Annotated in this window: 29 protein-coding genes and 1 pseudogene; 5 read left to right on the forward strand and 25 right to left on the reverse strand. The window is 49.7% G+C overall.

Going from position 1 to position 23,512, the window contains the following annotated elements; genetic code table 11:
- Nucleotides 1-64: 64 nt before the first annotated feature.
- Genes EPG66_RS12165 through EPG66_RS12175 form a run of 3 tightly spaced genes read right to left on the reverse strand, consistent with a single transcriptional unit; the run spans nt 65 to nt 3,509 of the window.
- Nucleotides 65-1,468 carry a DUF4055 domain-containing protein gene (locus EPG66_RS12165; RefSeq protein ID WP_246379298.1) on the reverse strand — a complete coding sequence of 468 codons (1,404 nt, stop codon included), beginning with the start codon at nt 1,466-1,468 and terminating at the stop codon, nt 65-67.
- Nucleotides 1,469-1,480: 12 nt separating this feature from the next.
- Nucleotides 1,481-2,953: a phage terminase large subunit family protein gene (locus tag EPG66_RS12170; protein WP_182686996.1), complete on the reverse strand. Its 1,473-nt coding sequence runs from the start codon at nt 2,951-2,953 to the stop codon at nt 1,481-1,483.
- Complete coding sequence (locus EPG66_RS12175; protein ID WP_182686998.1) at nt 2,940-3,509, reverse strand: terminase small subunit; 570 nt, start codon at nt 3,507-3,509, stop codon at nt 2,940-2,942. Before EPG66_RS12175 ends, EPG66_RS12170 begins: the two co-directional genes overlap by 14 nt.
- A 20-nt stretch (nt 3,510-3,529) precedes the next feature.
- Here EPG66_RS12175 and EPG66_RS12180 point away from each other — a divergent pair, with 20 nt between their 5' ends.
- Nucleotides 3,530-4,069: a hypothetical protein gene (locus tag EPG66_RS12180; RefSeq protein ID WP_246379300.1), complete on the forward strand. Its 540-nt coding sequence runs from the start codon at nt 3,530-3,532 to the stop codon at nt 4,067-4,069.
- Here the strand turns inward: EPG66_RS12180 and EPG66_RS12185 are convergent.
- From EPG66_RS12185 to EPG66_RS12285, 22 genes are all read right to left on the reverse strand, one after another.
- Nucleotides 4,041-4,316, reverse strand: a complete 276-nt coding sequence (locus tag EPG66_RS12185; protein WP_425497028.1) for a hypothetical protein — start codon at nt 4,314-4,316, stop codon at nt 4,041-4,043. The genes EPG66_RS12180 and EPG66_RS12185 overlap by 29 nt on opposite strands.
- 266 nt (nt 4,317-4,582) lie before the next feature.
- A complete protein-coding gene (locus tag EPG66_RS12190; RefSeq protein ID WP_182687000.1) occupies nt 4,583-5,134 on the reverse strand; it encodes a Rha family transcriptional regulator in 552 nt (183 codons plus the stop codon).
- Between the two features lie 225 nt (nt 5,135-5,359).
- Nucleotides 5,360-5,584: a lysis system i-spanin subunit Rz gene (locus EPG66_RS23250; protein WP_425497029.1), complete on the reverse strand. Its 225-nt coding sequence runs from the start codon at nt 5,582-5,584 to the stop codon at nt 5,360-5,362.
- Entirely contained in the window at nt 5,562-5,981 is a 420-nt protein-coding gene (locus EPG66_RS12200) for a hypothetical protein (RefSeq protein WP_182687002.1), read from the reverse strand. Before EPG66_RS12200 ends, EPG66_RS23250 begins: the two co-directional genes overlap by 23 nt.
- Nucleotides 5,982-6,037: 56 nt before the next feature.
- Entirely contained in the window at nt 6,038-6,295 is a 258-nt protein-coding gene (locus EPG66_RS12205) for a hypothetical protein (protein WP_182687004.1), read from the reverse strand.
- A complete protein-coding gene (gene lysC, locus EPG66_RS23255) occupies nt 6,292-6,537 on the reverse strand; it encodes an Rz1-like lysis system protein LysC (protein WP_419721818.1) in 246 nt (81 codons plus the stop codon). Before lysC ends, EPG66_RS12205 begins: the two co-directional genes overlap by 4 nt.
- A complete protein-coding gene (locus tag EPG66_RS12210; RefSeq protein WP_182687006.1) occupies nt 6,431-6,832 on the reverse strand; it encodes a hypothetical protein in 402 nt (133 codons plus the stop codon). Before EPG66_RS12210 ends, lysC begins: the two co-directional genes overlap by 107 nt.
- Nucleotides 6,813-7,325 (reverse strand): lysozyme, encoded by a 513-nt coding sequence (locus EPG66_RS12215; RefSeq protein WP_061902374.1) that lies wholly within the window; start codon nt 7,323-7,325, stop codon nt 6,813-6,815. The genes EPG66_RS12210 and EPG66_RS12215 overlap by 20 nt, the downstream gene beginning before the upstream one ends.
- 3 nt (nt 7,326-7,328) lie before the next feature.
- Nucleotides 7,329-7,550, reverse strand: a complete 222-nt coding sequence (locus EPG66_RS12220; protein ID WP_061703250.1) for a phage holin — start codon at nt 7,548-7,550, stop codon at nt 7,329-7,331.
- A gap of 215 nt (nt 7,551-7,765) precedes the next feature.
- On the reverse strand, nt 7,766-8,467 hold the full coding sequence (locus EPG66_RS12225) for an antitermination protein Q (protein WP_182687008.1): 702 nt from the start codon (nt 8,465-8,467) through the stop codon (nt 7,766-7,768).
- A gap of 54 nt (nt 8,468-8,521) precedes the next feature.
- Complete coding sequence (locus tag EPG66_RS12230; RefSeq protein WP_010670497.1) at nt 8,522-8,806, reverse strand: hypothetical protein; 285 nt, start codon at nt 8,804-8,806, stop codon at nt 8,522-8,524.
- A gap of 16 nt (nt 8,807-8,822) precedes the next feature.
- Nucleotides 8,823-9,419: a helix-turn-helix transcriptional regulator gene (locus tag EPG66_RS12235; RefSeq protein WP_182687010.1), complete on the reverse strand. Its 597-nt coding sequence runs from the start codon at nt 9,417-9,419 to the stop codon at nt 8,823-8,825.
- An 835-nt stretch (nt 9,420-10,254) separates the two neighbouring features.
- Nucleotides 10,255-10,533 carry a hypothetical protein gene (locus EPG66_RS12240; protein WP_010670499.1) on the reverse strand — a complete coding sequence of 93 codons (279 nt, stop codon included), beginning with the start codon at nt 10,531-10,533 and terminating at the stop codon, nt 10,255-10,257.
- Nucleotides 10,534-10,589: 56 nt separating this feature from the next.
- Nucleotides 10,590-10,829 (reverse strand): regulatory protein YcgZ, encoded by a 240-nt coding sequence (gene ycgZ / locus EPG66_RS12245; RefSeq protein ID WP_010670500.1) that lies wholly within the window; start codon nt 10,827-10,829, stop codon nt 10,590-10,592.
- Nucleotides 10,830-10,993: 164 nt separating this feature from the next.
- Entirely contained in the window at nt 10,994-12,256 is a 1,263-nt protein-coding gene (gene umuC, locus EPG66_RS12250) for a translesion error-prone DNA polymerase V subunit UmuC (protein WP_010670501.1), read from the reverse strand.
- Nucleotides 12,256-12,495: a hypothetical protein gene (locus tag EPG66_RS12255; protein ID WP_010670502.1), complete on the reverse strand. Its 240-nt coding sequence runs from the start codon at nt 12,493-12,495 to the stop codon at nt 12,256-12,258. The genes umuC and EPG66_RS12255 overlap by 1 nt, the downstream gene beginning before the upstream one ends.
- A gap of 440 nt (nt 12,496-12,935) precedes the next feature.
- Nucleotides 12,936-14,186, reverse strand: a complete 1,251-nt coding sequence (locus tag EPG66_RS12260; RefSeq protein ID WP_033775540.1) for an ATP-grasp domain-containing protein — start codon at nt 14,184-14,186, stop codon at nt 12,936-12,938.
- A 22-nt stretch (nt 14,187-14,208) separates the two neighbouring features.
- Entirely contained in the window at nt 14,209-15,234 is a 1,026-nt protein-coding gene (locus EPG66_RS12265) for an iron-sulfur cluster-binding domain-containing protein (protein ID WP_182687012.1), read from the reverse strand.
- A gap of 13 nt (nt 15,235-15,247) precedes the next feature.
- Nucleotides 15,248-16,153: a diiron oxygenase gene (locus EPG66_RS12270; protein ID WP_010670504.1), complete on the reverse strand. Its 906-nt coding sequence runs from the start codon at nt 16,151-16,153 to the stop codon at nt 15,248-15,250.
- Between the two features lie 30 nt (nt 16,154-16,183).
- Nucleotides 16,184-17,368, reverse strand: coding sequence for an MFS transporter (locus EPG66_RS12275; RefSeq protein WP_022624465.1), 1,185 nt, complete (start codon nt 17,366-17,368; stop codon nt 16,184-16,186).
- A gap of 2 nt (nt 17,369-17,370) precedes the next feature.
- Nucleotides 17,371-17,931, reverse strand: a complete 561-nt coding sequence (locus EPG66_RS12280; RefSeq protein WP_010670506.1) for an RBBP9/YdeN family alpha/beta hydrolase — start codon at nt 17,929-17,931, stop codon at nt 17,371-17,373.
- On the reverse strand, nt 17,931-18,719 hold the full coding sequence (locus EPG66_RS12285; RefSeq protein WP_182687162.1) for an arylamine N-acetyltransferase family protein: 789 nt from the start codon (nt 18,717-18,719) through the stop codon (nt 17,931-17,933). The genes EPG66_RS12280 and EPG66_RS12285 overlap by 1 nt, the downstream gene beginning before the upstream one ends.
- Nucleotides 18,720-20,123: 1,404 nt before the next feature.
- On the opposite strand from EPG66_RS12285, the gene EPG66_RS12290 reads away from it, so the two are divergent.
- The 4 genes and pseudogenes from EPG66_RS12290 to EPG66_RS23050 all read left to right on the forward strand — a co-directional run bounded on the left by EPG66_RS12290 (nt 20,124) and on the right by EPG66_RS23050 (nt 23,261).
- A complete protein-coding gene (locus EPG66_RS12290; RefSeq protein WP_182687014.1) occupies nt 20,124-21,602 on the forward strand; it encodes a SulP family inorganic anion transporter in 1,479 nt (492 codons plus the stop codon).
- An 18-nt stretch (nt 21,603-21,620) separates the two neighbouring features.
- A pseudogene (locus EPG66_RS12295) lies at nt 21,621-22,430 on the forward strand (universal stress protein).
- Between the two features lie 115 nt (nt 22,431-22,545).
- On the forward strand, nt 22,546-22,869 hold the full coding sequence (locus tag EPG66_RS23045; protein WP_246379304.1) for a hypothetical protein: 324 nt from the start codon (nt 22,546-22,548) through the stop codon (nt 22,867-22,869).
- Nucleotides 22,821-23,261 carry an MFS transporter gene (locus tag EPG66_RS23050; protein ID WP_343055194.1) on the forward strand — a complete coding sequence of 147 codons (441 nt, stop codon included), beginning with the start codon at nt 22,821-22,823 and terminating at the stop codon, nt 23,259-23,261. Before EPG66_RS23045 ends, EPG66_RS23050 begins: the two co-directional genes overlap by 49 nt.
- The last annotated feature ends 251 nt before the right edge of the window (nt 23,262-23,512 follow it).

The raw sequence follows: 23,512 nt of genomic DNA on the forward strand, positions 1-23,512 counted from the left end.
CCGTGCTGCATCCGCAGCGAACGGCAATAAAAAGACCCCTGCCTCTGCACGGGCCCGGAGAGGGCTAAACCGGGGATGTGGTTACCGGCTTAGCTGGCAAAGACGGCGGCATGGCGCGGATACGCGCCTGCTCTTCCGCCCAACGGAGTTCGCTGTTAATAAGGCCACGGCGCTGTATCTCGTTGAACAGCGTCTCGTCAGACAGTGCCCGCGTTTTATACATGTCCACCAGGAAGTCAGCGGACGCTTCAGCCAGCGTGGTGGCACCAAAATCACTGAAGATAGTGACGTGCCCGCCTTCGGATTCACCAATCCATTCCGCCAGATACTGCAGCGCCAGCCGGGCCGCATCGGTGAGGTCACACACCATGCGCTGCAGGGCACTGGTGCTTGCTTCGTTATCCGTCAGCGTTTGCACCACGGTGCGGTGGCCGGGTTTTACCACCAGCAGCTCGGCTCCTATCTGGCGCATTTTCTCTTCAAGATCGATAATATCTGTGCGCCCGGCCTCGATGGCTTTGCCGCTGTGCTCCACATAACGCAGGTCTGCTTCATCCTCTTCTGACAGGATGGCCGATGCCGCACCCACCGAAATCGGGCCGTCACCAAGCTTTTTGCCGAACAGCACCGGTACGCGGGCGACATGAAGAATGGTCTGCTGGTCGCTACGGGACTGCCAGTGTTCGACGTTGAGCCAGGCCAGTTCAGCCAGCGGCGGCCGGCCATTCATAAACCCGCGTTTGTCACCGTAGACCGGAACAAAGGTGATTTTCTTCAGGCTGGTGGTGCCTTCATCGTGCAGCTGCCACTCCAGCACCCCGCTCGTTTCATTCAGCTTTTCGCGATAGATCCGCCAGCGGCCGGGATTCAGCACCCTGACCTGCTCAATATTTTTCACGACAAATTCATTCTGCGGGTCGCGCTCACTGACCGTCTCGACGAAGCGCAGCAGCGTGAATGTCTCCTGTCCGTTGACCCGTTCTGAGTCGTAATCCAGCAGGCTGGTGGCATTCACCCTGGCGAAATAAGGCCTCAATCCGCGCTGGCGCTCTTCAGCCAGGGAGAGCGGTTTATCCGCAGGTGGATGCTCGACAAGGATGCCGCAGAGTCCGTAGGCCATCGCTTCTTCAAAGGTGTCAGCCAGAAAGGAGTGCAGGTTAGTGCCCTGCAGGTCCACATCCCCGAACATCTCACGTATGCGCGCAGGCACCGCGTCTTCATTCCAGGTGACCGGGCGGGAAAAAGGTTTGCCACTCAGCACCTCGACCGTACGCGAAAAGGCCGGGAACAGCGTCGCCACCGCCAGCCGGTTCTTATAAAACACTTCTTCCTCACTGGGCCATTTCGGCAGATACATTTTGCCTGCCTGACGCATTGCCGCTGTGCCGCCCAGCAGCGTGCTGATCATGGGCCAGCATCCGGCCATCGACTCGATTTTGGGCGATCGCTTCCGGACGTCGTTGCTCATATTGATGTTCTGTCAGGCAGAGAATGGACGGACTGTTGTGCCCTTCGGCTGGAACAGTTCTGTGATAGCCCAGACCAGCGCATCCAGGCGGTCCGGTGATTTCTTCGCGGTAGCGGGCACGTATTCCAGCAGCTGGTTTTCGAGCTGGTAGAGGTTGCCACAGTGCGCCACCCGTCCCTGCTCATACAGCGCTGAAATGGGCTCAGCCCGGGCAAACTTGCCCTTACTGGCATGGACGCGGACGATCCGCCCGCGGTAGCCCGCATTGCGCAGCGTGTCTTCGGCCATGTCGCCGCCCTGATTGGTTTCAATGACGATGGCTTCAGCGTGGTGCTCTTCATAGGCTCTGATGGCGCGCTTCGCCCAGCCGTTCGGCGAGTACTTACCGGAGTAATCTGCATCTGCAGAAAACAGCCTGTCATTACCGCGCCCGTAACTGCTTGCTACCACAATCCCGGTTTCATCACTGTCTTCGCTGTTGGTGGCCTGCGGGTCAATGGCGACGACCGTCCGCGACGGCTGCAGAGTGATATCCAGCGCGCGTGCACCGGACACCATCGCTTCGGTCCAGAGTGCACCGTCGGCATTAAACCGGCGGGGCCGCTGCATATACTGTGCTTCGGCTGTGCGCCGGTGTGAAAACAGTGAGGTGCGATGCGATTCATTGTGCTTGTACGGCCATAGCCAGCCGTCAGGCAGACCATGTTCAATGGGTATCGCATGCGAGTTTTCCGGGTACAGCAATGAATACTGTTCGCTGTTATCAATCAGCACCGGCAGGTTCAGATGATGCCACTGTTCGCCACTGCCACCGCGCAGCAGATAGCCACTCAGATCGTGGTAGTGAATGCGCTGCATGATGACCACGATGGGCGTGGTCTCAATGGCCAGACGGGAACGGATGGTTTCGTTGAAGCGGGTGTTGACCCCGACGCGTATGGTTTCGCTGTAGGCGTCGTCTGGCTTCACCGGATCATCCAGAACCAGACAGCCCTGCCAGCCCGGCTCCATATGCCCGGCACGAAAGCCGGTAACCTGTCCTGCAGCCGATGAGGCATACACCCCGCCGCCGTATTCCGTCCACCACATGGCTTTACTGTCGGCATCGTCGCGCAGTGCCATCGGCCACATGGCCTGAAAGGCGGCAGATTTCACGATGCTTCGCGTAATTGATGAGTTCAGTAATGCCAGGTTGTGGGAATAGGACAGATGCATGAAGCGGGCGCGGCGGTTCAGCGCCAGCCCCCGGCCCATCATGTTAATGGTGGCCAGTTCCGTCTTGGTGTAGCCCGGGGGCACATTGATGATGAGTCGCCGGATGTCGCCATCAATCACCCGGTCCAGCGTCTGCTGTATCACCTGATGATGAGGCGCGACAATCATTCTGCTGCCGCTGCGCTGCTTGAAGAAGTAACGGGTAAAGTAGAGTCCGTCCTCTTCACACTCTATTTTGCGTGCAGCGGCCTTAAAGTCAGCAGTCGTCATCCTCTAGCATTTCCCGGCGCGCCTGACGGTATTCCTCGCGCGAGAGCAGTTTAACCTCAACCGGCCCACCATCTTTGCCGGTCAACGCGGTGGTAGTCTGCTCGCGGAAGGCCTGGACCGAAATGTGTTTGCCCAGCAGCTCAAGGTTTCTGAGCTTATCAGGCCACTTAATCTTCTTGAGGATGTTCTCCATTGTCGTTTCATCAAAGTTGGTAACGGTGGTCAGTATGTCAAAGCCACTTAATGTGGTTCGCCAGACTTTAGGCCATTCGTGGACCACCTTCAGGCCTCCGTCATCCTTCAGAATGTCGAGCACATCCATTTCGTCTATCTCCACCAGGCGGCGCAGCACGTAATCTGCGTTTACCTCTACCCTTTCGTTGCGCTCTGATTTAAGGTCAATGATGCGTTGCGCAATGTCAGGCTTTGACAGGTTTTCAGATCCGGTACGGTTTGCAGTCTTTTCGCTGTACCCCGCCCGAATGGCCGCTTGCGTGGCGTTCAAATCGATGAGGTACTCGCGACAGAACATTTCTTGTTTGTCGGTGAGTGCCATTTATATTTCCCAGGTGAATTATGAAAATCGAAGATGTTTTTGATTATCTTCCAGCCAGACCCAAGCTAACGGAAGAGAAATTGCTGCTAGATTCCATTCATGAAAATTCAGATTGGCTGCCATTCTTGCATCATGTTTTGGGTTCTGGGCTGATAACTCCATCCCTTCAGAACGCTTTTCACACCAAGTGGATTGAGTGCGGCCACTTTATTCGTTCCCAATTAAAGGATGACAAAGCTGTGGCGCTCCTACTCTTAAAGCTCATGCCCAAATATTCTGGTGATGGCCTAACTGTCTTTCGTGGTGAAAATGAGCAAAGATTCAATTCAGGTAAAATAGGTTTCTGCTGGACCACTAATCGTGAAGTAGCTGAGATGTTTGCCCGCGGTCTGAACGCCTGCCAAAGTCGGGGCTTGCTCTTACAATGTTATGCACCATCAGGAGCAATATTTTCAGGCCCAAATGAACATAGTCACTACTTAGGCGAAAGCGAGGTGACTGTGAACCCTGTATTTTTGGAAAATGTTCAAATCATTTCTTACTATCCGCGCTCTCATTAATACCCTCTGGCACGTACTCCATCTTGAGCACGTCATCCGGAGTGAGGTATATCCAAGCGCCATTTTCCTGAGCAACACCAATGAAGCCGTTTACGATTTCAGGTTGTGAGCGATTCATAATGCCAATGTGAATTTCGCCTGATTTGGTAGTGACTGTAATGCGGTAGACGTCAGGCATATTCACTCCAATAAAAAAGGCCGCCGCAGCGACCTTGATCTCTTTAGTTTCTTTTATGATGTATGACAAGCAATACTGCAGGTTCTACAACCATTCGCCCTTGAGTAGCCGAGCCTTTTCGCTTCCTGCACAGCAGGTGCGCAAGTTGTAAAATTGCCAAGTGAAACCCTGTTTTGGGGTAATGGCAAAAAACGGCAGCTATCAGTGTGAACTTCATGGTCGCCATTTGCTTGTTGGTTTTTATTAACGTAGTAAGAGGTCATTTCGTAATCCCTTAAGACAAGCTGAACATTCAGCTCAGAGATACTATCTTGCATACATCGTCGACATAAGAATTATCTTACTGCTCTTTGATCCTCGTCACTCATCATGAAGGCAACCATATCAGGATTGGCTATTCTGCTGATGTGCTCTTCTTCAATAGCCAAAACGCGCTTCTCTTTCTTACGCTCATTCATCAACTGGCTGCCAATGGTGCCTTTGAGCTTAGATCTGGTCTCTTTAATGGCGTAGCAATGCTGAAGCTCTTCACCCATTGCAGCCCGCTGGCTGAGTCGTGTGGCCATCCAATTAAACGCAGCGATGTAGCTCTCTTTGATCGCCGCCGCTGCATGACCTGTGAATCCCATAATCAGGAACATGCAGCCGTCACGGGTCATGTTCATCATTGGCTGAACGTCGCCATTTTTATCAATGAAATCAGCGGGCTCGAAATTGAGCCGGTTAAACTCAGGCGAACACTCAAGATTCCTGATGGCCCTCAACACGTTTTTATGTGCTTTACCAAAATACTCTGCGACCTTGACGGAGGTAGTAATAACTTCCCCGCCTTTAGGCTGCACCATGTCGCGAAAGTTAAAAGCGGGAATAACTGACGGATTATTCATTGCGTTTCTACCTTTTAGAAAGATGAGCCTGTTCGCACAGAAAAGCCGCCCCGAGATGGTCGCCACCATATACGGCAGTTCTCAGGCTCAGCTTTCTGAAAGACTCGGGAGTGATATGCGCTGCGATGCGCGGGGGGTTCTTGCAGACGTAAAAAAAACCGCACCATCACTGGCGCAGCTCTCATTTCTTACAGCTTAAAATACTTTTTGCGGACCGCGTGAGCACTAATTCAGGCATTGCTCGTCAATGTACTGCTGCAATCCTGCTATTTGGTTTCCGGCAACTTCGATTCGCTCTCGGAGGGTGAAATGATCCTGTTGAGCGGCGTCAGTAAGACCGGTGGTCAATTTTTCATAAGCTGTCGCCACTCCAAGGAGGCGCAATAACAAATGCGACTTATGATGATTACCTGTTAGTCGTGGTAAATCACTTTTTGCTAAATTCAACACTATCTGTCGTGCAGTCCAGCATGCCAAAGTATTCCCCAAGTGCTGACTGGCCGTTACGCTGAGTAAAAGGGACTAACCAGATATCGTTCCCGAATACCATCTGACCATAATCGATCATAATCCCGTTCTTTTCAGCGGCGTCCTGAGCGTCAGAGAAGCTTTTCCATTCAGCTTGATCTCCGGTCTTAGCCCGAATAACCTTAGTCATGATGGTCTGATTATCATAATGCCGGCAGGCTTCAGCCTGAGCAGCATCAACTTTCGAAGGCCTGAATGATAATATGAGAAGTATCATTACAGCTAATGCGAGTACTGCGAGAACTAGAATGGCGATGACTAAAATTTTGACGAACCTTTTCATATGAGCCTCATCCTGAGCTATTTTGATGAGAATCATACCTGATGCTCCCTGTAATGATCACGCTGCCATGCACGACGGGTGCACTGCATTGCTCACAGATACTTAATCGCCAGTGCTTTCACATCGTCCTTTGCGGCGTCGCCCAGCAGAGCAACTCCGTTTTCAAAAAACGCCAGCGCAGCTTCAAAATCATGAAAGCCCACTTTGACTTCAGCTGATGGGGGCATCTGCGCTGCTTCGGCAGAGAATCCGGACTGTTCAACAACTTCGTCATTCATTGATTCTGACATTTCAGTACTTGCTTCTTCAGGGTGGATAAACTGGCCTTTCAGCCACTGGAGGAAATTCATTTCTGCCGTTCCCGTTCAATTTGCCGGATGGCGGCCTTGTCGTGGTTGCACTGCTCCAGAGCGTTAAGCAGACGCTCATTCAGCTCCAGGCTGTCTCCCCAGGTCAACGGGTCAGGAATCAAAGGCACAGCGCAGTCAGCCAGCAGACTCACCGGAATGGGCACTGGCGGCACCGGTACGTACTTTGTCCCGGTGCGCACGCAACTGGTCAGCAGCAGGACGAGGCACAGGTTCAGTAGCACAGCTGTTACCCTTGACCAGCTTGTGAATAACCACCACCCTGCGCTCGCTTTCTTCATTGCCTGCCTGATTTGCATTTTGAGTTGCCCGGGCAATGTCGCTGAAGAGAGCTGTTGCCCTGAGAACATTAGTCGCGAGCATCTCTGCTGAAGCTTTTTCCTGCGCCAGCTGCCTGTTCTGCTGAGTGATCACAACTTTCGATAAGGACTGAAGCTTCAGGGCGACGCTTAGCGCGATGACCAGCAGTAGCAGGCCTGTGATGGTAACGGCACCCCACTTAACGCGGCTTAAGGTCATCGCTGCTCTCCGCCAGGCAAAGTGCACGCTCAGTTTCGCGACGCTTCATCAGCCCTTTCCACCTTCTGCCACTGGCAAAGATCCAGCGGCGCAGTTCATTGCAGGCACCCGTCGTGTCGCCTGAGTTGAGTTTTCTCAGAAGGGAAGAGCGGGAAAAAGCGTCAGTACCGGTGTTATAAGCAAAGCTGTAGAGTGCGGCGCGCTGATAATCGCTGAGGGTAACCGTGACCATGCTGTCTACGTCTGCCTGAACAGGCTTGAGGTCAGCGCGCAGCAGAGCGTCGCATTCCTGGTCGGTATAGATTTTGTTACTGACAATATCGGGGCCCGTATGACCATCACACACGGTGAGCACACCGGCAACATCCGGATAAGGAACGTAACGACGCCCTTCCAGACCATCCGGACCGCTGAGCAGTGTAATTGCCAGAGTCAGGGCACCCGCACCGGCTGCAGCCAGAAGTCTGTTACGCAGCGCAGCGGAAATAGCCATGATTTATTGCGGCTTATTCTGGCAGGTACAGCGCAGCGCCCTGATTTCTGCCAGTGTCGCCTTGCGCCGGTAATACCCGTTGATGACGCAGGTTACGGTTGCAAGACTGATACCGGCCAGAACGCCGACGGCGCTCCACTCTTCCGGACTGAAATAGGTCAGGATGCCGTGGACGATTTCGCCCGCGGATACGCCATAAGCGACACCAGTTGTGAGTTTGCTCATCAGGATTTGCCGCGCAGAATAGGAGAAAAGTAGCCGGAGCCGGTGGATGAGCAGGATACAGTGACGGCATCCGGTCATAAAAAAAGCCCTGACAAAAATGCCAGGGCTGAATAGAAATCTCTCGAGGGTCATTTACCCATCGTTGGAACCAATCTAACACAAAAAATGGAAAAGTAAATAGTGAGCTATAACATCGTTACATGAATTATCGCTCGCTATTTAGTAATGCGCGATAACGCCTTCTCTGCCCAGGCCTCTTCCCGGTGCAGCTCGGCGACCAGAAACTCCAGTAGCTGCTTCACGCTTTTGTTCCACGTATCAAGAGTAAGAGCCTGTGTGACCTGACACACCGCCCTGAACACAACAGCGGAAGGGATACGTTCAAAGCCGCGCCCGGAACACCGCTTACAGGGCTGATAAACCGGCACACCCTGAAATCGTGTCATCACACGGTTAACGGATTCTCCTCGCCCTTTGCAGTCCTTGCAGGCAGCCCGCACGACACCTTTTCCGTTACATTTGCTGCAGCACTTTCCGTTGCACAGGCCTGTGCCGTCACAGGCATGGCATGGCGATTCGGTATCCGGGCTTCGCGCATAATCGAGAAAGGCATAGCCCGCAATGATCGTGATGACGGCCATGCGCTCTTCTTCGGAAAGTTTTGTGAGCGCAGGATAACGTGAGGATGACTGCAGGCCTGTCATCGCCAGCAACCGTATGGCGCGCGCTCTGTCCTGACCGGAGACATTCATTTTTCCAAAAAAGGCAGAGTACCCGAGCGGAGCACGTTTCTGTGTCATGCCCAGCGCAGCCATTACATCGCTGCCGGACATGGCATCAGGTGACAGGGATGACTGACAGACGATTGGGGTAACGGAACGCGGGGAATGGTACTTAACAACACTTTCAAGTTTCATGGTAAAGACTCTGTGCCGGTAAGAATGTCACCGGCACTATGAGTCGTGTCAGATTCATTTTTCTGAATGCCTGCAGGCACGTTCTGACGAATGAAAAATGAATTTCTGCACAAATTTTTCTCTGGGCAGCTGATGCCTGCCCTTCTCCGTCACCCGGCACCACAGTTCAATGAGCGCTTCGCCAGAATGGTGACGGGGGCTGGCGCCTTTTTTCCATCCGATTAGTGTGGAGGCAACCACATCCAGTTCATCTGCGATGTCCTGAAGGGAGTAACCGGAACGGCTCAGGTCTGTGAGGATCCGGAACCAGTCGATTTTATGAATATTGATGACGGGCACGCGACTTCCCCTGCTGTTACAGCCTGAGTAAATCTTTGAGATTTCTGACGCCCAGCTTATTAGCACAGTTTTTCCGGTGCTGGTAAAGCGTTCTGGTTTGTATACCCAGTGCTGAGCAATGATGACTGACATCTGTGCCGTTAAGAAAGCCATCAATGACGGCATGCTCACGCAGCGTTATTCTGCAGTTTTCTCTGTCTGAAGGTTTCCTGTCCAGATAGCGTTTGAGAACGAATGAGATGCAGGAAACAGGCATGGACACATCCAGAACATATTCCATATCGCATACCCTGTTCAGAAGGTTTCTTTTCCGTCTGTCCAGAAGAGCCTGACTGTCTGAAAAAACCAGCACGTTACCGTTTGTTTTACGCACCAGCGTGAGAAATAAGCTAAACCAGTCCGGAAAGAAGTCATGGTACCCCAGGCAGATAACGGCGAGATGATAGCGACCCGGATATCTGTTCGCTTCATGACTACTGAATTTCAGGCCGTTTCCGCACGATAATACTGTCAGATTTCTTTTTCTGCATGCGGTGTGTATAAGACTGAATAGTCCATAATGTAAAACATTGTTGTCTCCGATGACGACAATACAGCATTCTTTGCTTTTCATATCCTGCCTTCCGTATTAAGCAGTTCATCCCAAAAGAATTTACATCCACCCTCCTAATGACGCGTATTATTACTACTCATATACTGCAGGACATTCAATGCAATCGTTTGCCCGACAGAAATGCCAAACAAAACCACCCCCTTAACCTGTTGATTAAAATAAGTTAAAGTCATACCAGGAAAAGTATTAGGATTAACTTTCAGACTCCTGTTAGCACCCATTCCTAACCAAAATGAATTCTGACGAGCCTGAATAATAGAAGGCGGATTTATACTTTCATACAGACACTCACATATCGGTTAAATTCACATCGTGAAAATCACCTTTTAGTCATGAAAAAGTAGGGAAGATAATGAGAGGAGTGCTGTTTTTCCACTCACAGAAAGGGAGTATTACATGATGCTACGGGGTATCTCTAAAACCATCCTGAGACAAATTGAAAGAGAAAGAGCATATTACTTCAGATGAGATGGCTGGCATGACCGAGGGTGCCGACGCGGAACAATACTGAAACAGCTGATACCATTACGCGTGCAATTCAGTGACTGCGTGATAGCACCATTGACAGTATAGCCTGCTCCAATTGTCTTAAATTCATTGAACAGCAGATGAAATGAAGTCTGGCGACCGCCGGAAGCCGATCAGGATGATCCCGTTGCGTCGTTGAGGCCCATTAGCATTTCCATACCGCAGCGCAGCGCGCTAGGACTGAGAAGATCAATACACATCTCCCTTTAAGTCATCAGAGAGAACATGCCCCCTGTCGTGAGACCTCTGCAGACACCGCACGCAGGGCACTGTACTGTCATCAGCAAAAAGGGATATCAAATGACGATCAATGCCAGGTCAGGTCATCGTAACTGTCGGTTGAGTTCATGGTGAATTCTCCCATGGCACTTCTCTGTAGTGCATCGCGCCTTTTGATTTCGTCGCTGACATCATTGATAGCCAGTTTCAGGGCATCAATCCTGTGTATATCACTCTCTGTTTTGAGAAAACTGTTCAGCTTGTTCAGTATGCCCGGCCATGAGACACGTGTGTTGTCATTGAGTATGGCGAGAGTCGCTTCCCCGATGAGCACATCACGCAGCAATTGCATATCCTGTTCTGTCATGACTGCAGCTGGTCTCCTGTCTCAAGACACCGAAAAGATGGGCAGTGAAATCACACTCATTTGCTGAACAAAAGCTCAATCAGCGCATGCAACTGCTGTTCTTCTGCATCAGATGAAGCCTTATCAAGACGTACAATCAGCCTTAAGCAGATAGCTTTGCGATTCAGTGTCTGACCTGAACGGAGGATCTCAGCAACAACTGAACCAAGCGTTTCCTGCTGCGAGAGCAGATTTGCACGGCTGAAATAGTCAGCAATATCGCTGTTGGAACCTGTGCTGCTCAGATTCAGTTGCATGACTGACTCCACTGTATGATTCGAAAATGACGTGTTTTGCGTAAATTATACAAAATATGTACATCTGTACAGGTATATCCGCTTCGCTTACAATAATTACTGACTAGGACAGATGCCGGAGAGTATCCATCCGGATGGTGTACTGCTACAGCCTGATTTGAGCCCTATCTGGCCCATGGCAAATCAGACACACGGGTTGTGTAGGCAGGCGACAGCATATCCCGCTTCATTGACCAGGTTTTCTGGATACCCTGCCCCGCAAAAAACAGACTGGCTTTACCGCTCTGATTAAGCCCGTCAACTACCCGCATGAGAGCCTCACTGTTCGCCTGCGGCCGGTATTCGTCAAACAAGCTGAGCTGAGCCACACCCTGGCTGAAGAAATCGCCCAGCATGACGCCTGCTTTCATGTACCGGTGTCCGTCTACCCATATCCTGTCGAGCGCATCCATGGCGACGCGAATAATATCGCGGGTATCGTTAGATGGGGTCAGCAGCTTGCCGGTTGCCTGGTTACCGTAAAACACCTCCCCGTCGGCATGCGGGCTGGTCCGGATAAAAACCGCTATCTGCCTGCAGTACTGCCTTTCTTTTCTCAGTTTCTCAGCGGCACGCTCGGCAAACGCGCACACCGCCTGACGCATATCCGTGTACTCAGTGATACGTGAACCGAACGAGCGTGAGCAGACAATCTGCTGTTTGGTGGGGGCAAATTCCTCAAGCGCCAGACATGACTCGCCGCGAAGTTCTCTGACGGTGCGCTCAAGCACGACGTTGAAATGTTTGCGGATGATCCAGGTGCTCTGTTCTGCGAGGTCTTTGGCCGTGGTGATGCCCATTGCATTGAGCTTTTTACTGATACGACGCCCTACTCCCCATATATCCTCAACAGGCACAAGCGCCATCAGCTTTCGCTGCCGGTCGATATTCGACAGGTCGACGACTCCGCCAGTCTGCTTCCACTTCTTGGCGGCGTGGTTTGCCAGCTTAGCCAGCGTTTTGGTCTGGGCGATGCCAACCCCCACGGTCAGGTGCGTGTTGCGTTTGATCGTCTCACGCACTTCGCGCCCGAAGTTTTCCAGCACCATGCAGTTGCGTACACCGGTCAGGTCCAGGAACGCTTCATCAATTGAATAGACTTCTACGCTGGGTGCCATCTGCTCGAGCGTCGTCATTACCCGGTTACTCATGTCAGCATAAAGCGCATAGTTGCTGCTGAAGACGTGAATCTTATGCCGTCTGATTTCGTCTCTGAGTTTGAAATACGGTGCGCCCATAGGGATATTCAGTGCCTTTACTTCAGCACTGCGGGCGATGACACAGCCGTCATTGTTGCTCAGAACTAACACTGGTTTGCCGCGCAGGTCAGGCCGGAATACTGTCTCGCAACTGGCATAGAACGAGTTCACATCTACCAGCGCAAACATCACATAGCGCCATTCGGGTTGAAGACTTGGAAGATGCGATCCTCACCTTCGGATGCTGAGATATCCCGGAAATCTGACTTGTGCGCTTCTATCCACCTGTTCGCTTCCCTGGCGGTAAACTGCCAGTTCAGCTGCTGGAGTTCGTGAACAAAGTCGAGTGTGCTCACGGTGTAACGTCCGCGCGCGTCCCGCTTAATGGCCAGCCGGAAAGCGTCTTTGATTTCATAATCGCGTGGCATGATCACTGCCCTTTCAGAAATACTGTATACATAAACAGTAACTGCAGTTAGAGGTTTTAAGCAAATTTCTAGGGTGCGAAATTTTGTAAAGGCAGCGTGAAATGTCTCATTGCGATTAAGTTAGATTTTTATCCCGCAAGAAATACGATGGTAAATTATTCTGCTATCCAGTGTTAATACATCAACCACAAAATCCATCACAGAAGGATAGCGGCACTTATCTCAGTCGTATGAACGGTGTACCTGCCACATGTCATAGAATGCGGGAAAAGTCCGCTTTCGAAACAAAGCGGACAATCCATCCCATGACCTTATCGGTCAGCATAAGTCATACATGACGTGAAGATACAATGAAATAGCCAATTTGCTCAGCGCTTTGCATAAAGATAATCGCCATTGGCCTCATCTAAAAATTTGATTTTTGAGAGTAATTAAAAAATTTAAATGATGGTTACCAGCACACCGGAAGATTCCATTTCAGTAATTTTCTCAGCATCCGCTGCCAATTGCTCCCTGTCAGAGTTAACCAACACAACCCTTCCATAAGAAGTGACCAGGTCGACAGTTTTATTGATGTAATCGCCAGGTTTATATTTACAAACAGTAAATCCATAGCTCTTTAGCAGGCTGCACTTCGATTCAATATTAACCTCCTTAAGATAGCCTGCATCAGGTGAATTGAGGAAAAACTCCAGTGCGTATCTTTTCAATAAAGGGCTCACAGAGGTCTTATCAGTAAATTCTCTTGGTGAGATACGGGCCATAAGACTCAGATCGATGAGTGAATGAGTATTACAGTCTTCAACAAGGCGCGGTCCAAGTCCGCCATGCATACGCGCACCAGATTCGACCAGTACGGGACCGGTGGCAGACATAATAATCTCATTATGGGACGTACCATTACGAATGCCGAGTGAAGTAAGTACCGACTTGATATAACTGATAAGAACTGGATGTTCCTCCAGCGGTTCTGTGATCATCTGACGATAGATCGGCACACCATTAATTTCCTGTTTTACATATCTGAAAATGTTCACTACGAAGTGCTGACCAAAACTACTGACAGCATCGACAACATACTCTGTACCAATAATTTTCTGTTCGATAAGCAGCTCGGCGTTTTTACTACCCGAATAATCAAATGTATTGATCAATTTACCAAAGGCACTTTCAACTTCTGATACATCTTTGCAGAAAAAAACACCTTCTGTACCAAATGAACTGACCGGCTTAATCACATATTCATCAAACTGGTTTTTTGTGCACCATTGCAGGATATCATCAAGATTTCCGGATTTATAATGCGGTATGTATTTAATGTCATCCTTCTTCAACTGATGCTGCATAAGATATTTGTCACGCCGCGCATGGCTTAGTTCAAACACATTAGGTAATAGCTGCCAGTGCTCACATAACTGATCAAAAACCAGTACGCCGGGTTCTGAGCCACAAACAATAAAATCAGGTTGTTTTCCAAGAGCAGATTCAATCTGTTGAACTGTTTCAAGATGAGAATGATAGTTGAAAACCATTGAGTAATCTTCCTCAACAAATGTGGCAAGGATCGCCTGAGGAAGATTTGGATTAGTTATTAGAGCAACAACATCATAACCATAAAGCGATTTAATTCTGCTTGCGAAAACAGAACCGCTAGAAAAGGGATCTACAATTAAAACAAATTTATTTTCCATTTTTTCATCCTTAAATTTTGATTCAGATTATGTCAATCACTGCGTTTTCAGAAGGATATGAACAACAAGCAAGGTAAACTTTTTCAGCCTTATCTTTAGCAGAAAGGCAGAAATCTGGTTCGCTTCTTATATCTCCGCTATGAAGCCTGAACTTGCAACTCCCGCAGATACCTGACCGACACATATTTCTTATTGAAACGTTGTGGCTGATGAGATTATCCAAAACAGTTAAACCAGGATCTACAGAGATGACTCTATTCAAAGTTTTCAAAGTAATCTCTGTTTTATGAGTTTCTGATTTCATGATGTAATCAAATGATCTGCCTGAACTAAACGCCTCTACAGCAACAGAAGTTTGTGGGAATTTTGTATTTATAGCAGTAACCATTGACTGTGCAAAATCAGCACCGCCACATACTATTGCCGATTCAGGCACCGCTTTAATATAGTCAAAAGCTAAATCAATCCTTCCTGCTCTGACAATGTCACTGAATTTTGCGAGTTTGACCCGAGTTACGTTAATGCGCATCGAAAACCAGTCACATCGTGTGTGCAAATCCATTAATTCATTCAGGCAAGGCACAGACCCCAGATCGTGACAACTTAGTACCAATTGCACAACGACCCCGGGAGCACTGTACCCATAAGATTTAAAACATTCTCTTATCAAAGCCATAGGAAGTGTTATTCCAACGCCGCCTGCTATCAGAAGCACATTCTTTCTACTCCGGACTGAATTAAAGGTTATTTCGCCCCCTCGCCCCAAGATATTTACTTCTTTTCTTTCTTGTAATAGCCGACTGATGACATTTGATGCACTTCCTTCGCCTCTGTCTTCAATTATAAATTCATAAAACTTTCCATGCTCAGCAGATACCAGTGTATAGCAACGCTGGAGAGAATTATTACCCTCATCATCGAAGCTAAAAACAAAATACTCACCCGGCATGGTATCAGCAGCTAATAAATCTGTATCACTCACAGGCATCAGACGGAATGATCTCATCCTTGATGTAAGCAGGGATGTTTCTTCGCAGACAAGTTTCATTTACTGGATTACCCTATAGGCCTATTCTGGAAATTACTGTCTCAGCTGAATCGAGATAAATATTTATCTCATTACATCTTTCTGTTTCAGAAATAATTTCTCTGGCATAGGGCATCCCCGACAGTCTGAAAACTGTCTCCCATGCACCCAACTCGTTATCAGCAAAGAGATCCGCTGTTTTAAGCATTGTGTCCCGAAGATATTTCCGTTCACTAGTGCCCAGATCACGAACAATATCATAAGCCACATAACTAAAGACGCTTGAATGACTCCATTCATCCTCAGCATGAACTCGTGTAACTTCATGGCATATTCTCTGAATACTGTGATCTTCAGCCATCACTTTGAGATAGTCTGTTATTAGCGTCTCGCTGGCACATGCCACAGCAAAACGTGTCAGTCTTCGCTGCCACTCTGCACTACATCCGGCCAGCATTTCCCGTCGCCAGTTTATGAGATTAAAATCTGTATAGTTAAGCGGCTCAAGTTTTCGGCGGTCATAGATATAATTACATGCCATCACTGACATTCTTGTATGCAGGGCTTCATCCAGAAGAGCTTCTGACATTACATCCTGAAGATCTGCCCTGTTAGGTGAGTTCACCGGCGGACACTTTATTATGTCTTCACAAGCCGGCGTAACAATGTCGCATTCAATATAGATGGTTTTTAAATTGTATATACCCCACGCATAAGAAAGACACTTGTCCTTAACATCTTCAGGCGCTTCCTTCCAGGCATCGTGCTGTCTGAATGGCAGCAAAGACTCACTAAAATCTTTTTTAGTTTGGTCAAATTCAAGATCTGAATACTCAGGCTGAGATTTATTAACTGCAGCTCTGTTTTTCCAAAGTGCAGACAATCTTTTCAACATAAGGGCGACATTTTCACTGTCGGGCACTGCAAATTCAGCGGACATAAATTACTCCTTTAACTTTTGACTGCCAGATTAATGTTCGTTTTTTACTCTAATCAAACTCATAAAAATAGCGCCTGATAGGGCTAATACAGCGGAAATGATCAAAGCATTTTCCCAGTGCCCGCCATCAAGCAGGTCGCCGTATGCAATTGCTGACAGAGCACTGCCAAGATAAAAGGCGAGCTGCCTGATGCTGGTTGACAGGAGAGTTCTGTCTTTCGAAAAGCCTGTTATAGCCAGAGTATCCAGTAGCGGCATGAGACAGTAATTCAGTAAAAGTCTTAAAAAATATAATGTAATAAAGATTGCCACAGGAACATGTAGTGTTTGAAAGAACAAACACGCGGCCGTCATGATGCCCGCGATAATTACGGCCGGTTTCAGAGAAAAACGCTTTACAAGCATAGGAGCAAACAGTGCTCCAACAATACTGACAACTTTATCACCTCCCATAATCAATGATATTTCACTAATATTCATTGAATAAGCAAGATTAAAGACAATATTAACAAACCGGAAAATAAGTGTTATTGACGCACCCAGAAGTGAAGCAGCAATAAAGAGAATAATAAAATTGCTCCACTCCATATTCTTAGCGCTCTTAAATCGGCGCTCATCGCTTCCCGGCTCATTTATTCCCAGAATGGACTTTATTCGAAAGTAAATCATCAGCAAAGCGGAAATAAACGAGGCGGCCAGGATAGCTTGATAGTTCCGTAATGCAGCAAACTGTGAGAAGTGTGTAATAGCACTGACTGCGACAGAACCTGTCATAGCAGCACCCAGATACGATACGAAGAAACAGCTAAAGAGTGTCGTTCTGTTTCCGGCATCAATGTTTGATCCCATGAGTGAATTGCCCAGCGACAGCTGTGCAATCATACCGGAAAGAATCAATCCAAGTGTAAAAGCGCTAGCCCATACTGTTGTTAGCACAGGAAGCAGAATAAAAGGTAATGCATACAGGAATGAAAAAACAAGCAGTAGCTTCTTCTGTGATACCCGTCGACTGGCTAAGATTAATGGGATTACCGCTGCTGCCATCATCGCCATAGCTATTGCATAAATGTGTCCAGTATTTGTTTTATCGATGCCACGTTCTTCAAGATAAAAATTATAAACAGCATCGAACATACCGTTACTCAGACCCATCAGGAAAGTCGCCACTAAAAAACTTTGTGCAGCTGATCCGAATTTTCTTACTTCCCTAAACATATTCAATCTCGTCCTTCAGCTTTAATTAAATTAATACCTGTAAAGCTCTCGAAAAGAGATTCGCCCTCAGGCCATTCACCATATCCTGCTGCAGTATGAATATGACCCGCCCCGCTAAACTCTCGGGTTTCGCATCCCCATTGTTCCGCAAGGATGCGCGCGCGAGTAAGGCTGAGATGCTCATCATTATCACTGTGAATGAGCAAGCTGCTGTATCCTAAGCGGGATGTGGGCAATGAGCGTTGCTGCCTGATCGGCTCAATCGCCGTTTCGGCGTCAACATCCGCCGGGGCAACAAGAATCAGGGATTTAACACGCTGGCAAGAATGAGCAGCTGCCCATTGGGCCACTGTAACAGCCCCGCAGCTATGACCTAGTAAAACTATGTCACCCCTGGTCACGGCAATGACCTGATTTAGTCTTTTAACCCATAAAGATGATGGCGAGTTCCAGTCATCCTGAAGAACGCGTAGTACATTACTGTATTTCTTCTCAATGAATGACTGCCAGTGATCCGGACCTGAATTTGTATATCCGGGGACAATGAGATAGGTAGTAGTCATCAGTTTCTCGTATAAGTTACGTTGTCAGCGGAAATGTTAATTCCAAACCTTGAGGACAGAAGCAATAAAAGCTCTTCTTTGTCAGCTATTTCATATGAAGTAGAGGTAAGACCGCAGACCTCAGTGAATGTATTGTTTCTGATACTTATCCGGCCGTTGTCGGTTGGAAGGCTCGCAACTCTATGATTTTTAAGAAGGCTTTCAGGTGAAAAAAGAGTATAGAAATGCGCCATTTTGATATCCGGCGGATAAATTTCTACATCCTGAAATGAATAGATGTCTTCCCAAACCGCATCATTCCTGCTCTTTTCTTTAACAGAAACAATCCACCCAAGCTCATGATCGCATCTGACTCGGGATGATAAAAAATCATCTTCATGAGTGAATCCGTTCTTAAGCAATAAAAGCCCCCGGGGGCCTTTGGCTCCAAATCCGACGTCAAAAATCCATCGCTCATTATCTTTGTTCACCAGAAAAAGCTGATGCGTTGCAGGCGACAAATGAGGGATGAGGACTCTGGCCATTCGGCTTTGAAAATCAACGGCAAAGTGACTAAAAACTTGCTGTAGTAAGACAGAGAATTCGAAGCAAATCCCTCCTCTACTGTTAAGTATTATTTTATTGGCGACATCTTCTGGACGTAGGCTGACATCTGAGCCGTTGTGCATGGCAAAGTTTTCGAACGGCACAGTAAAAAAGTGAGCGTTGTGCAGCGTTGAGAGATTAAAACCATCCTTTTCAATTTTTTCATTAATTTTCAGCCTCTTAAGGTAGGCCAGCATGTCCATCACAATCTTCTCCTTAGATATTGATTATCCTGCTGTGTGAGCCTCCTCACATTCCCGGATGAGATATTAAGAGCAAAACTTTACAAAACAACATAATTATCACAGTGAATTATTAAAAAATCATAAATGTTTCTTAATGACTCCAGTAAGCGCGTGAAACCCTCTACCAGCTTCATGTAAATCTATGTAAAGCATGCTTATTTCTTTCAATTGAATTTATATTCATTTAATGAATAAAGTGTCTACTTAACATTTATGCGCGTAACCTGAGATGCCGCCTCAGGTTGTTGAATATTTGTTAACCAAACTTTATTTTATTTGTGAAAAAACATGGGGTTTTGTTAAAAGTCGCACACCAAATATTTATAATGTGATGGGACTTAGAGAGGTGCAAGGTGATGAACTGTAAGTATGGATTCGGCGCGGTAAGTTAGTTAAGGCTGTTGTCGTTCAATCTTAGAAAGAAATTAGTTCGAATTATAAGATGTCAATGCCAACCCCCACCTTCCGGGCTGTTTCCTTAAGCGCAGATTTCGCGCTCAGCGGCTCACTGCTTGTTGCCGTTTAAACAGCACCCTGCATTTACCATAAAGCCATATCTGGATCGCTTAAAGTGACAGGAAGGCGCTTACGCGTTGTACCTGGAAGCCACTTCAGCCAGTCGGTTGAAAAGTGTTTTGAGTCCGGGCTAGTCGTCAGCCTGACGGATCATGGAAAGGTCACAGCTATGATGCAGATCGTTAAGAGAATGCCTGTCATTCCAGCTCATAACATCCCGTTCAAGCGCACCCATCCTATGAGAATAAAGCTGCTGAATTACTGGAACAAACCTTGCAAAAAAACATTCCGGTTTAAGTGGAAATAGTGGCTTATAGGTAGCGTTTTGATCTGTATTTTGAGAAACGTGTTTCTTTGTGATTACTATGTCTGAGAGCCTTGTAACATGAATTCAGGCCAGCCAGGATTGCCCGCCGACCTCAACCTTTCCAGACCCTATGAGTTTAAGGAAACATCAGATTGTTGATGCTTATGTCCGCTTTGTGCCAGAAGCGGACGTTCGCAGGAATGCCTTTCTGATTACTTACCTGACGATGATATGCACAGTGAAACTTTGATCTCTTTCTTCTTTCGTTTATAGTTTAGCGCCTGTTCTGACAAGATCAGGCTTCCCGGTCAGCTTTCATCCCCCTGATGAACTGGCTTAATTCAGTCCTGAAGGCATCGTTTGCCGTAAAGGAGAACTCTAAAAATCATGCGTCTTACGCCACCCTGAGTCGTAACCCTTCTCTGTCGCACTGAGTTGTCTCAGTCGCGCACTCAATAGCATCCCGTCTGCGGATGTGCTTTTCGCACCTGAAATTTTTGCCCTCACGGGCTGACTGTATCAAAATCTGAGAAATTACTATGCTGCTGTCCTCGACGCGTAAGGACTGGCTGGGTAACGTCCGTGGTGACGTGCTCGCCGGTATTGTCGTCGCGCTCGCGCTCATTCCTGAAGCGATCGCGTTTTCCATCATTGCCGGAGTTGACCCGCAGGTCGGCCTCTATTCGGCGTTCTGTATACCCGTTGTTATGGCCATCTTTGGCGGACGTCCCGCCATGATTTCATCGGCCACCGGCGCCATGGCGCTGCTGATGATAACCCTGGTGAAAGACCACGGCCTGCAGTATCTGCTGGCAGCATCAGTGCTCACCGGCCTGCTGCAGCTGGCTGCGGGCTACCTCAGGCTCGGCAGTCTGATGCGCTATGTGTCGCGCTCTGTCGTGACGGGGTTCGTCAACGCGCTGGCCATTCTGATATTCATGGCGCAGCTGCCGGAGCTGACAAACGTCACCTGGCACGTTTATGCACTCACCGCCGCTGGCCTGGCAATCATCTACCTCTTTCCGTGTCTCAATAAAACCATTCCCTCCCCGCTGATCTGCATCGTGGTGCTGACCGCCATTTCCATGTGGCTGCACCTGGACGTACGCACCGTGGGCGACATGGGCAAACTGCCTGACAGCCTGCCGGTATTCCTCATTCCGGCCATTCCGCTGAACCTGGATACGCTGCTGATTATCCTGCCTTATTCTGCCGGCCTTGCCGTGGTGGGACTCCTGGAATCCATGATGACCGCCACTATCGTGGACGACATGACCGATACCCCGAGCGATAAAAACCGCGAGTGCAAGGCGCAGGGCATCGCCAACGTCTGCACGGCGTTTATCGGCGGCATGGCGGGCTGCGCCATGATCGGTCAGTCGGTGATTAACGTGAAGTCAGGCGGGCGCGGGCGCCTCTCTACCCTGACGGCCGGACTGGTGCTGCTCTGCCTGATTATCTTCCTTCGCGATCAGGTGTCGCAGATCCCGATGGCGGCGCTGGTCGCGGTCATGATCATGGTTTCCATCGGCACCTTCTCCTGGCGTTCCATTACCGACCTGCGCCGGCATCCGCTCTCGACCAGCGTGGTCATGCTGGCAACCGTGGTCGTGGTTGTGGCAACCGACAATCTGGCCTTCGGCGTGCTGACCGGGGTGCTGATTGCCTCGCTGAATTTTGCCACCAAGGTAGCGCGCTTTATGACGGTCACATCATCACGGGAGGGCGATACCCGTACCTATACCGTGACCGGCCAGGTCTTTTTTGCCTCCGCCGATCGCTTTATGAGTAACTTTGACTTCAGGGAAGCGGCAGAGCGCGTGGTCATTGACGTCACACACGCTCACTTCTGGGACATTACCTCCGTGAGCGCGCTGGATAAGGCGGTGATTAAGTTCCGCCGGGAAGGCGCTGAGGTGGAAATACCGGGCATGAACGACGCTACCCGCACCCTCGTTGACCGCTTCGGCGTGCATGACAAGCCGGAAGAAGCGGAAAAACTGATGGGCGGTCACTAACCGACAGGACATTCAGCTATGAACAATACCGTTGTGGCCTGCGTGGACGGTTCGCCGTCAACCGGGCCGGTCTGTGACTACGCGGCGTGGGCCGCCGCTGGCCCTGCTGCACGTGCTGGAAAAAGACGGTCATCCGGCCGTCTCTGACCTGAGCGGCAGCATTGGCATCAACAGCAAAGAGTTGCTGACCGAAGAGCTCGTGCACGTGGAGGGTGAGCGCAGTCGCCTGCTCATGGCGCAGGGTAAAGCCATTCTCGCCGGTTGCGCAGAGCGGCTGGCCCGGGCGGGGCTTCCGGAGGTACGCCAACTGCAGATGCACGGCGCGCTGGACGAAATCCTGGCCGGACTGAATGACGTCAGGCTGATGGTGCTCGGCCGGCGCGGAGCGGAACACCCCGTGGGCAGCCAGCTGGAAAGCGTCATCCGCCTGCAGAAAGAGCCCTTACTGGTCGTGCCGGAAACGTTCAGCGCGCCATCCCGGGTGCTCTTTGCCTGGGACGGCAGCGAGGCCAGTCGCAGAAATCTGACCTGGCTGACCGTGAGCCCGCTGCTTCGGGGCCTGACCTGCCATGTTGTGATGGTGAACGGCGACGATGCTTCACTCCGTGATGCGCAGCAAATCCTGCAGGCGGCCGGCATTGATGCAGAGTCCCGGATGATCAGGATGAATCCGTCTCGCGCGGCCTGTGCCGTTACGCGGAGGAGAACGGCACGAACCTGATCGTGATGGGGGCCTGGGGACACTCCCGGCTGTGCCGGTTCTTTATCGGCAGCCACACCTCGGCGATGCTGGCTAAAAGCCGTCATTCCCTGCTGATGCTGCGTTAAACTTTACGGGCCTGCCATCGCAGGCCCTTTCCATAATACGGCCCCGTAACCAGCTGAAAAGGTCCGGGGCTCTGCATTTGCGCGGCGCCTCCATTAACCGTACTCAGGGAATACCATGCGTCATCTGTTTCGCTTCATGTATCAGCACGGCAGCCATCTCGCTTTTGGCGCAATACTGATGGCGATGTCGAGTTTCGGACAGACATATTTTGTATCGCTTTACGGCTACGATCTGCGTCAGGCCTTCGGGCTCAGCGACGGCGGGCTGGGCGGACTGCATGCCGCCGGTACCGTGATGAGTGCCGTCACCCTGACCTGGTCAGGCCGGCTGATTGATTACACCACCACACGGTTGTTTACCCTGGCCTTAACCCTGCTGCTGGTTACGGCGTGTCTGCGCGTATCCGGCGCGCAGGCGGCGTCCCTGCTGTCTCGCTGATTGACCGGCTGACGCCGCGCCGTCTGCTGCCCTGGTTTCTGCTGCCGCAGGGAGCTGGCATGCTAGCGCTGTGGCTCAGTAACAGCGTGTGGGTCACTCCGTTTTATCTCATCATGACCGGTATATCGTCAGCCATTGCGTCCACGCTGGTGACCGCGCTATGGGTACAGCTGTTTGGCCCCGCGCAGTTGGCAAAAGTCCGCTCGGCCGTTGAGGCAGGCACCGTACTGGCCAGCAGCGCTTCTCCGGTCATCATGGGTATGCTGATTGACCATCATGTTGCGCTTCAGGTACAGGCGCTGATATGCCTCATATTCATACTCACTGCCAGCCTGGTGGCAACCCGGATTAGAGCTGGCGAACCGGAAAAGGAAACTGATATTTCTGGCTGACCGGAACACTTTTACTGACAACGACATGACATACGAGGCAGGAAACAATGTCCGCTTTTCGCTCTTAGCGGACATCTGACTGTTACCAGTCCCTTTTATGCCAGAAACGGATCTTACTAGTTTCTTTTTTATGAAAACAAGGGGAATTGCTTATGGCAATCCCTCTCGCATTGAGCATCGCAAATCAGCTTTGACAGAAGCAGAGCCGGTTGCCAAACGGATCGTAAACTTCCAGGACAATCGCCCAGTCC

This window comes from Pantoea pleuroti (genome assembly GCF_014156615.1).
Lineage (GTDB): Bacteria > Pseudomonadota > Gammaproteobacteria > Enterobacterales > Enterobacteriaceae > Pantoea > Pantoea agglomerans.

Bases quoted from the DNA above. Each gene is read 5' to 3' on its own strand.
- EPG66_RS12165 (WP_246379298.1), bottom strand. From the start codon at position 1,468: ATGAGCAACGACGTCCGGAAGCGATCGCCCAAAATCGAGTCGATGGCC.
- EPG66_RS12170 (WP_182686996.1), bottom strand. From the start codon at position 2,953: ATGACGACTGCTGACTTTAAGGCCGCTGCACGCAAAATAGAGTGTGAA.
- EPG66_RS12175 (WP_182686998.1), bottom strand. From the start codon at position 3,509: ATGGCACTCACCGACAAACAAGAAATGTTCTGTCGCGAGTACCTCATC.
- EPG66_RS12180 (WP_246379300.1), top strand. From the start codon at position 3,530: ATGAAAATCGAAGATGTTTTTGATTATCTTCCAGCCAGACCCAAGCTA.
- EPG66_RS12190 (WP_182687000.1), bottom strand. From the start codon at position 5,134: ATGAATAATCCGTCAGTTATTCCCGCTTTTAACTTTCGCGACATGGTG.
- EPG66_RS12200 (WP_182687002.1), bottom strand. From the start codon at position 5,981: ATGATTCTCATCAAAATAGCTCAGGATGAGGCTCATATGAAAAGGTTC.
- EPG66_RS12205 (WP_182687004.1), bottom strand. From the start codon at position 6,295: ATGAATTTCCTCCAGTGGCTGAAAGGCCAGTTTATCCACCCTGAAGAA.
- EPG66_RS12210 (WP_182687006.1), bottom strand. From the start codon at position 6,832: ATGACCTTAAGCCGCGTTAAGTGGGGTGCCGTTACCATCACAGGCCTG.
- EPG66_RS12215 (WP_061902374.1), bottom strand. From the start codon at position 7,325: ATGGCTATTTCCGCTGCGCTGCGTAACAGACTTCTGGCTGCAGCCGGT.
- EPG66_RS12220 (WP_061703250.1), bottom strand. From the start codon at position 7,550: ATGAGCAAACTCACAACTGGTGTCGCTTATGGCGTATCCGCGGGCGAA.
- EPG66_RS12225 (WP_182687008.1), bottom strand. From the start codon at position 8,467: ATGAAACTTGAAAGTGTTGTTAAGTACCATTCCCCGCGTTCCGTTACC.
- EPG66_RS12235 (WP_182687010.1), bottom strand. From the start codon at position 9,419: ATGAAAAGCAAAGAATGCTGTATTGTCGTCATCGGAGACAACAATGTT.
- EPG66_RS12240 (WP_010670499.1), bottom strand. From the start codon at position 10,533: ATGACAGAACAGGATATGCAATTGCTGCGTGATGTGCTCATCGGGGAA.
- ycgZ (WP_010670500.1), bottom strand. From the start codon at position 10,829: ATGCAACTGAATCTGAGCAGCACAGGTTCCAACAGCGATATTGCTGAC.
- umuC (WP_010670501.1), bottom strand. From the start codon at position 12,256: ATGTTTGCGCTGGTAGATGTGAACTCGTTCTATGCCAGTTGCGAGACA.
- EPG66_RS12255 (WP_010670502.1), bottom strand. From the start codon at position 12,495: ATGCCACGCGATTATGAAATCAAAGACGCTTTCCGGCTGGCCATTAAG.
- EPG66_RS12260 (WP_033775540.1), bottom strand. From the start codon at position 14,186: ATGGAAAATAAATTTGTTTTAATTGTAGATCCCTTTTCTAGCGGTTCT.
- EPG66_RS12265 (WP_182687012.1), bottom strand. From the start codon at position 15,234: ATGAAACTTGTCTGCGAAGAAACATCCCTGCTTACATCAAGGATGAGA.
- EPG66_RS12270 (WP_010670504.1), bottom strand. From the start codon at position 16,153: ATGTCCGCTGAATTTGCAGTGCCCGACAGTGAAAATGTCGCCCTTATG.
- EPG66_RS12275 (WP_022624465.1), bottom strand. From the start codon at position 17,368: ATGTTTAGGGAAGTAAGAAAATTCGGATCAGCTGCACAAAGTTTTTTA.
- EPG66_RS12280 (WP_010670506.1), bottom strand. From the start codon at position 17,931: ATGACTACTACCTATCTCATTGTCCCCGGATATACAAATTCAGGTCCG.
- EPG66_RS12285 (WP_182687162.1), bottom strand. From the start codon at position 18,719: ATGGACATGCTGGCCTACCTTAAGAGGCTGAAAATTAATGAAAAAATT.
- EPG66_RS12290 (WP_182687014.1), top strand. From the start codon at position 20,124: ATGCTGCTGTCCTCGACGCGTAAGGACTGGCTGGGTAACGTCCGTGGT.
- EPG66_RS23045 (WP_246379304.1), top strand. From the start codon at position 22,546: ATGCGTCATCTGTTTCGCTTCATGTATCAGCACGGCAGCCATCTCGCT.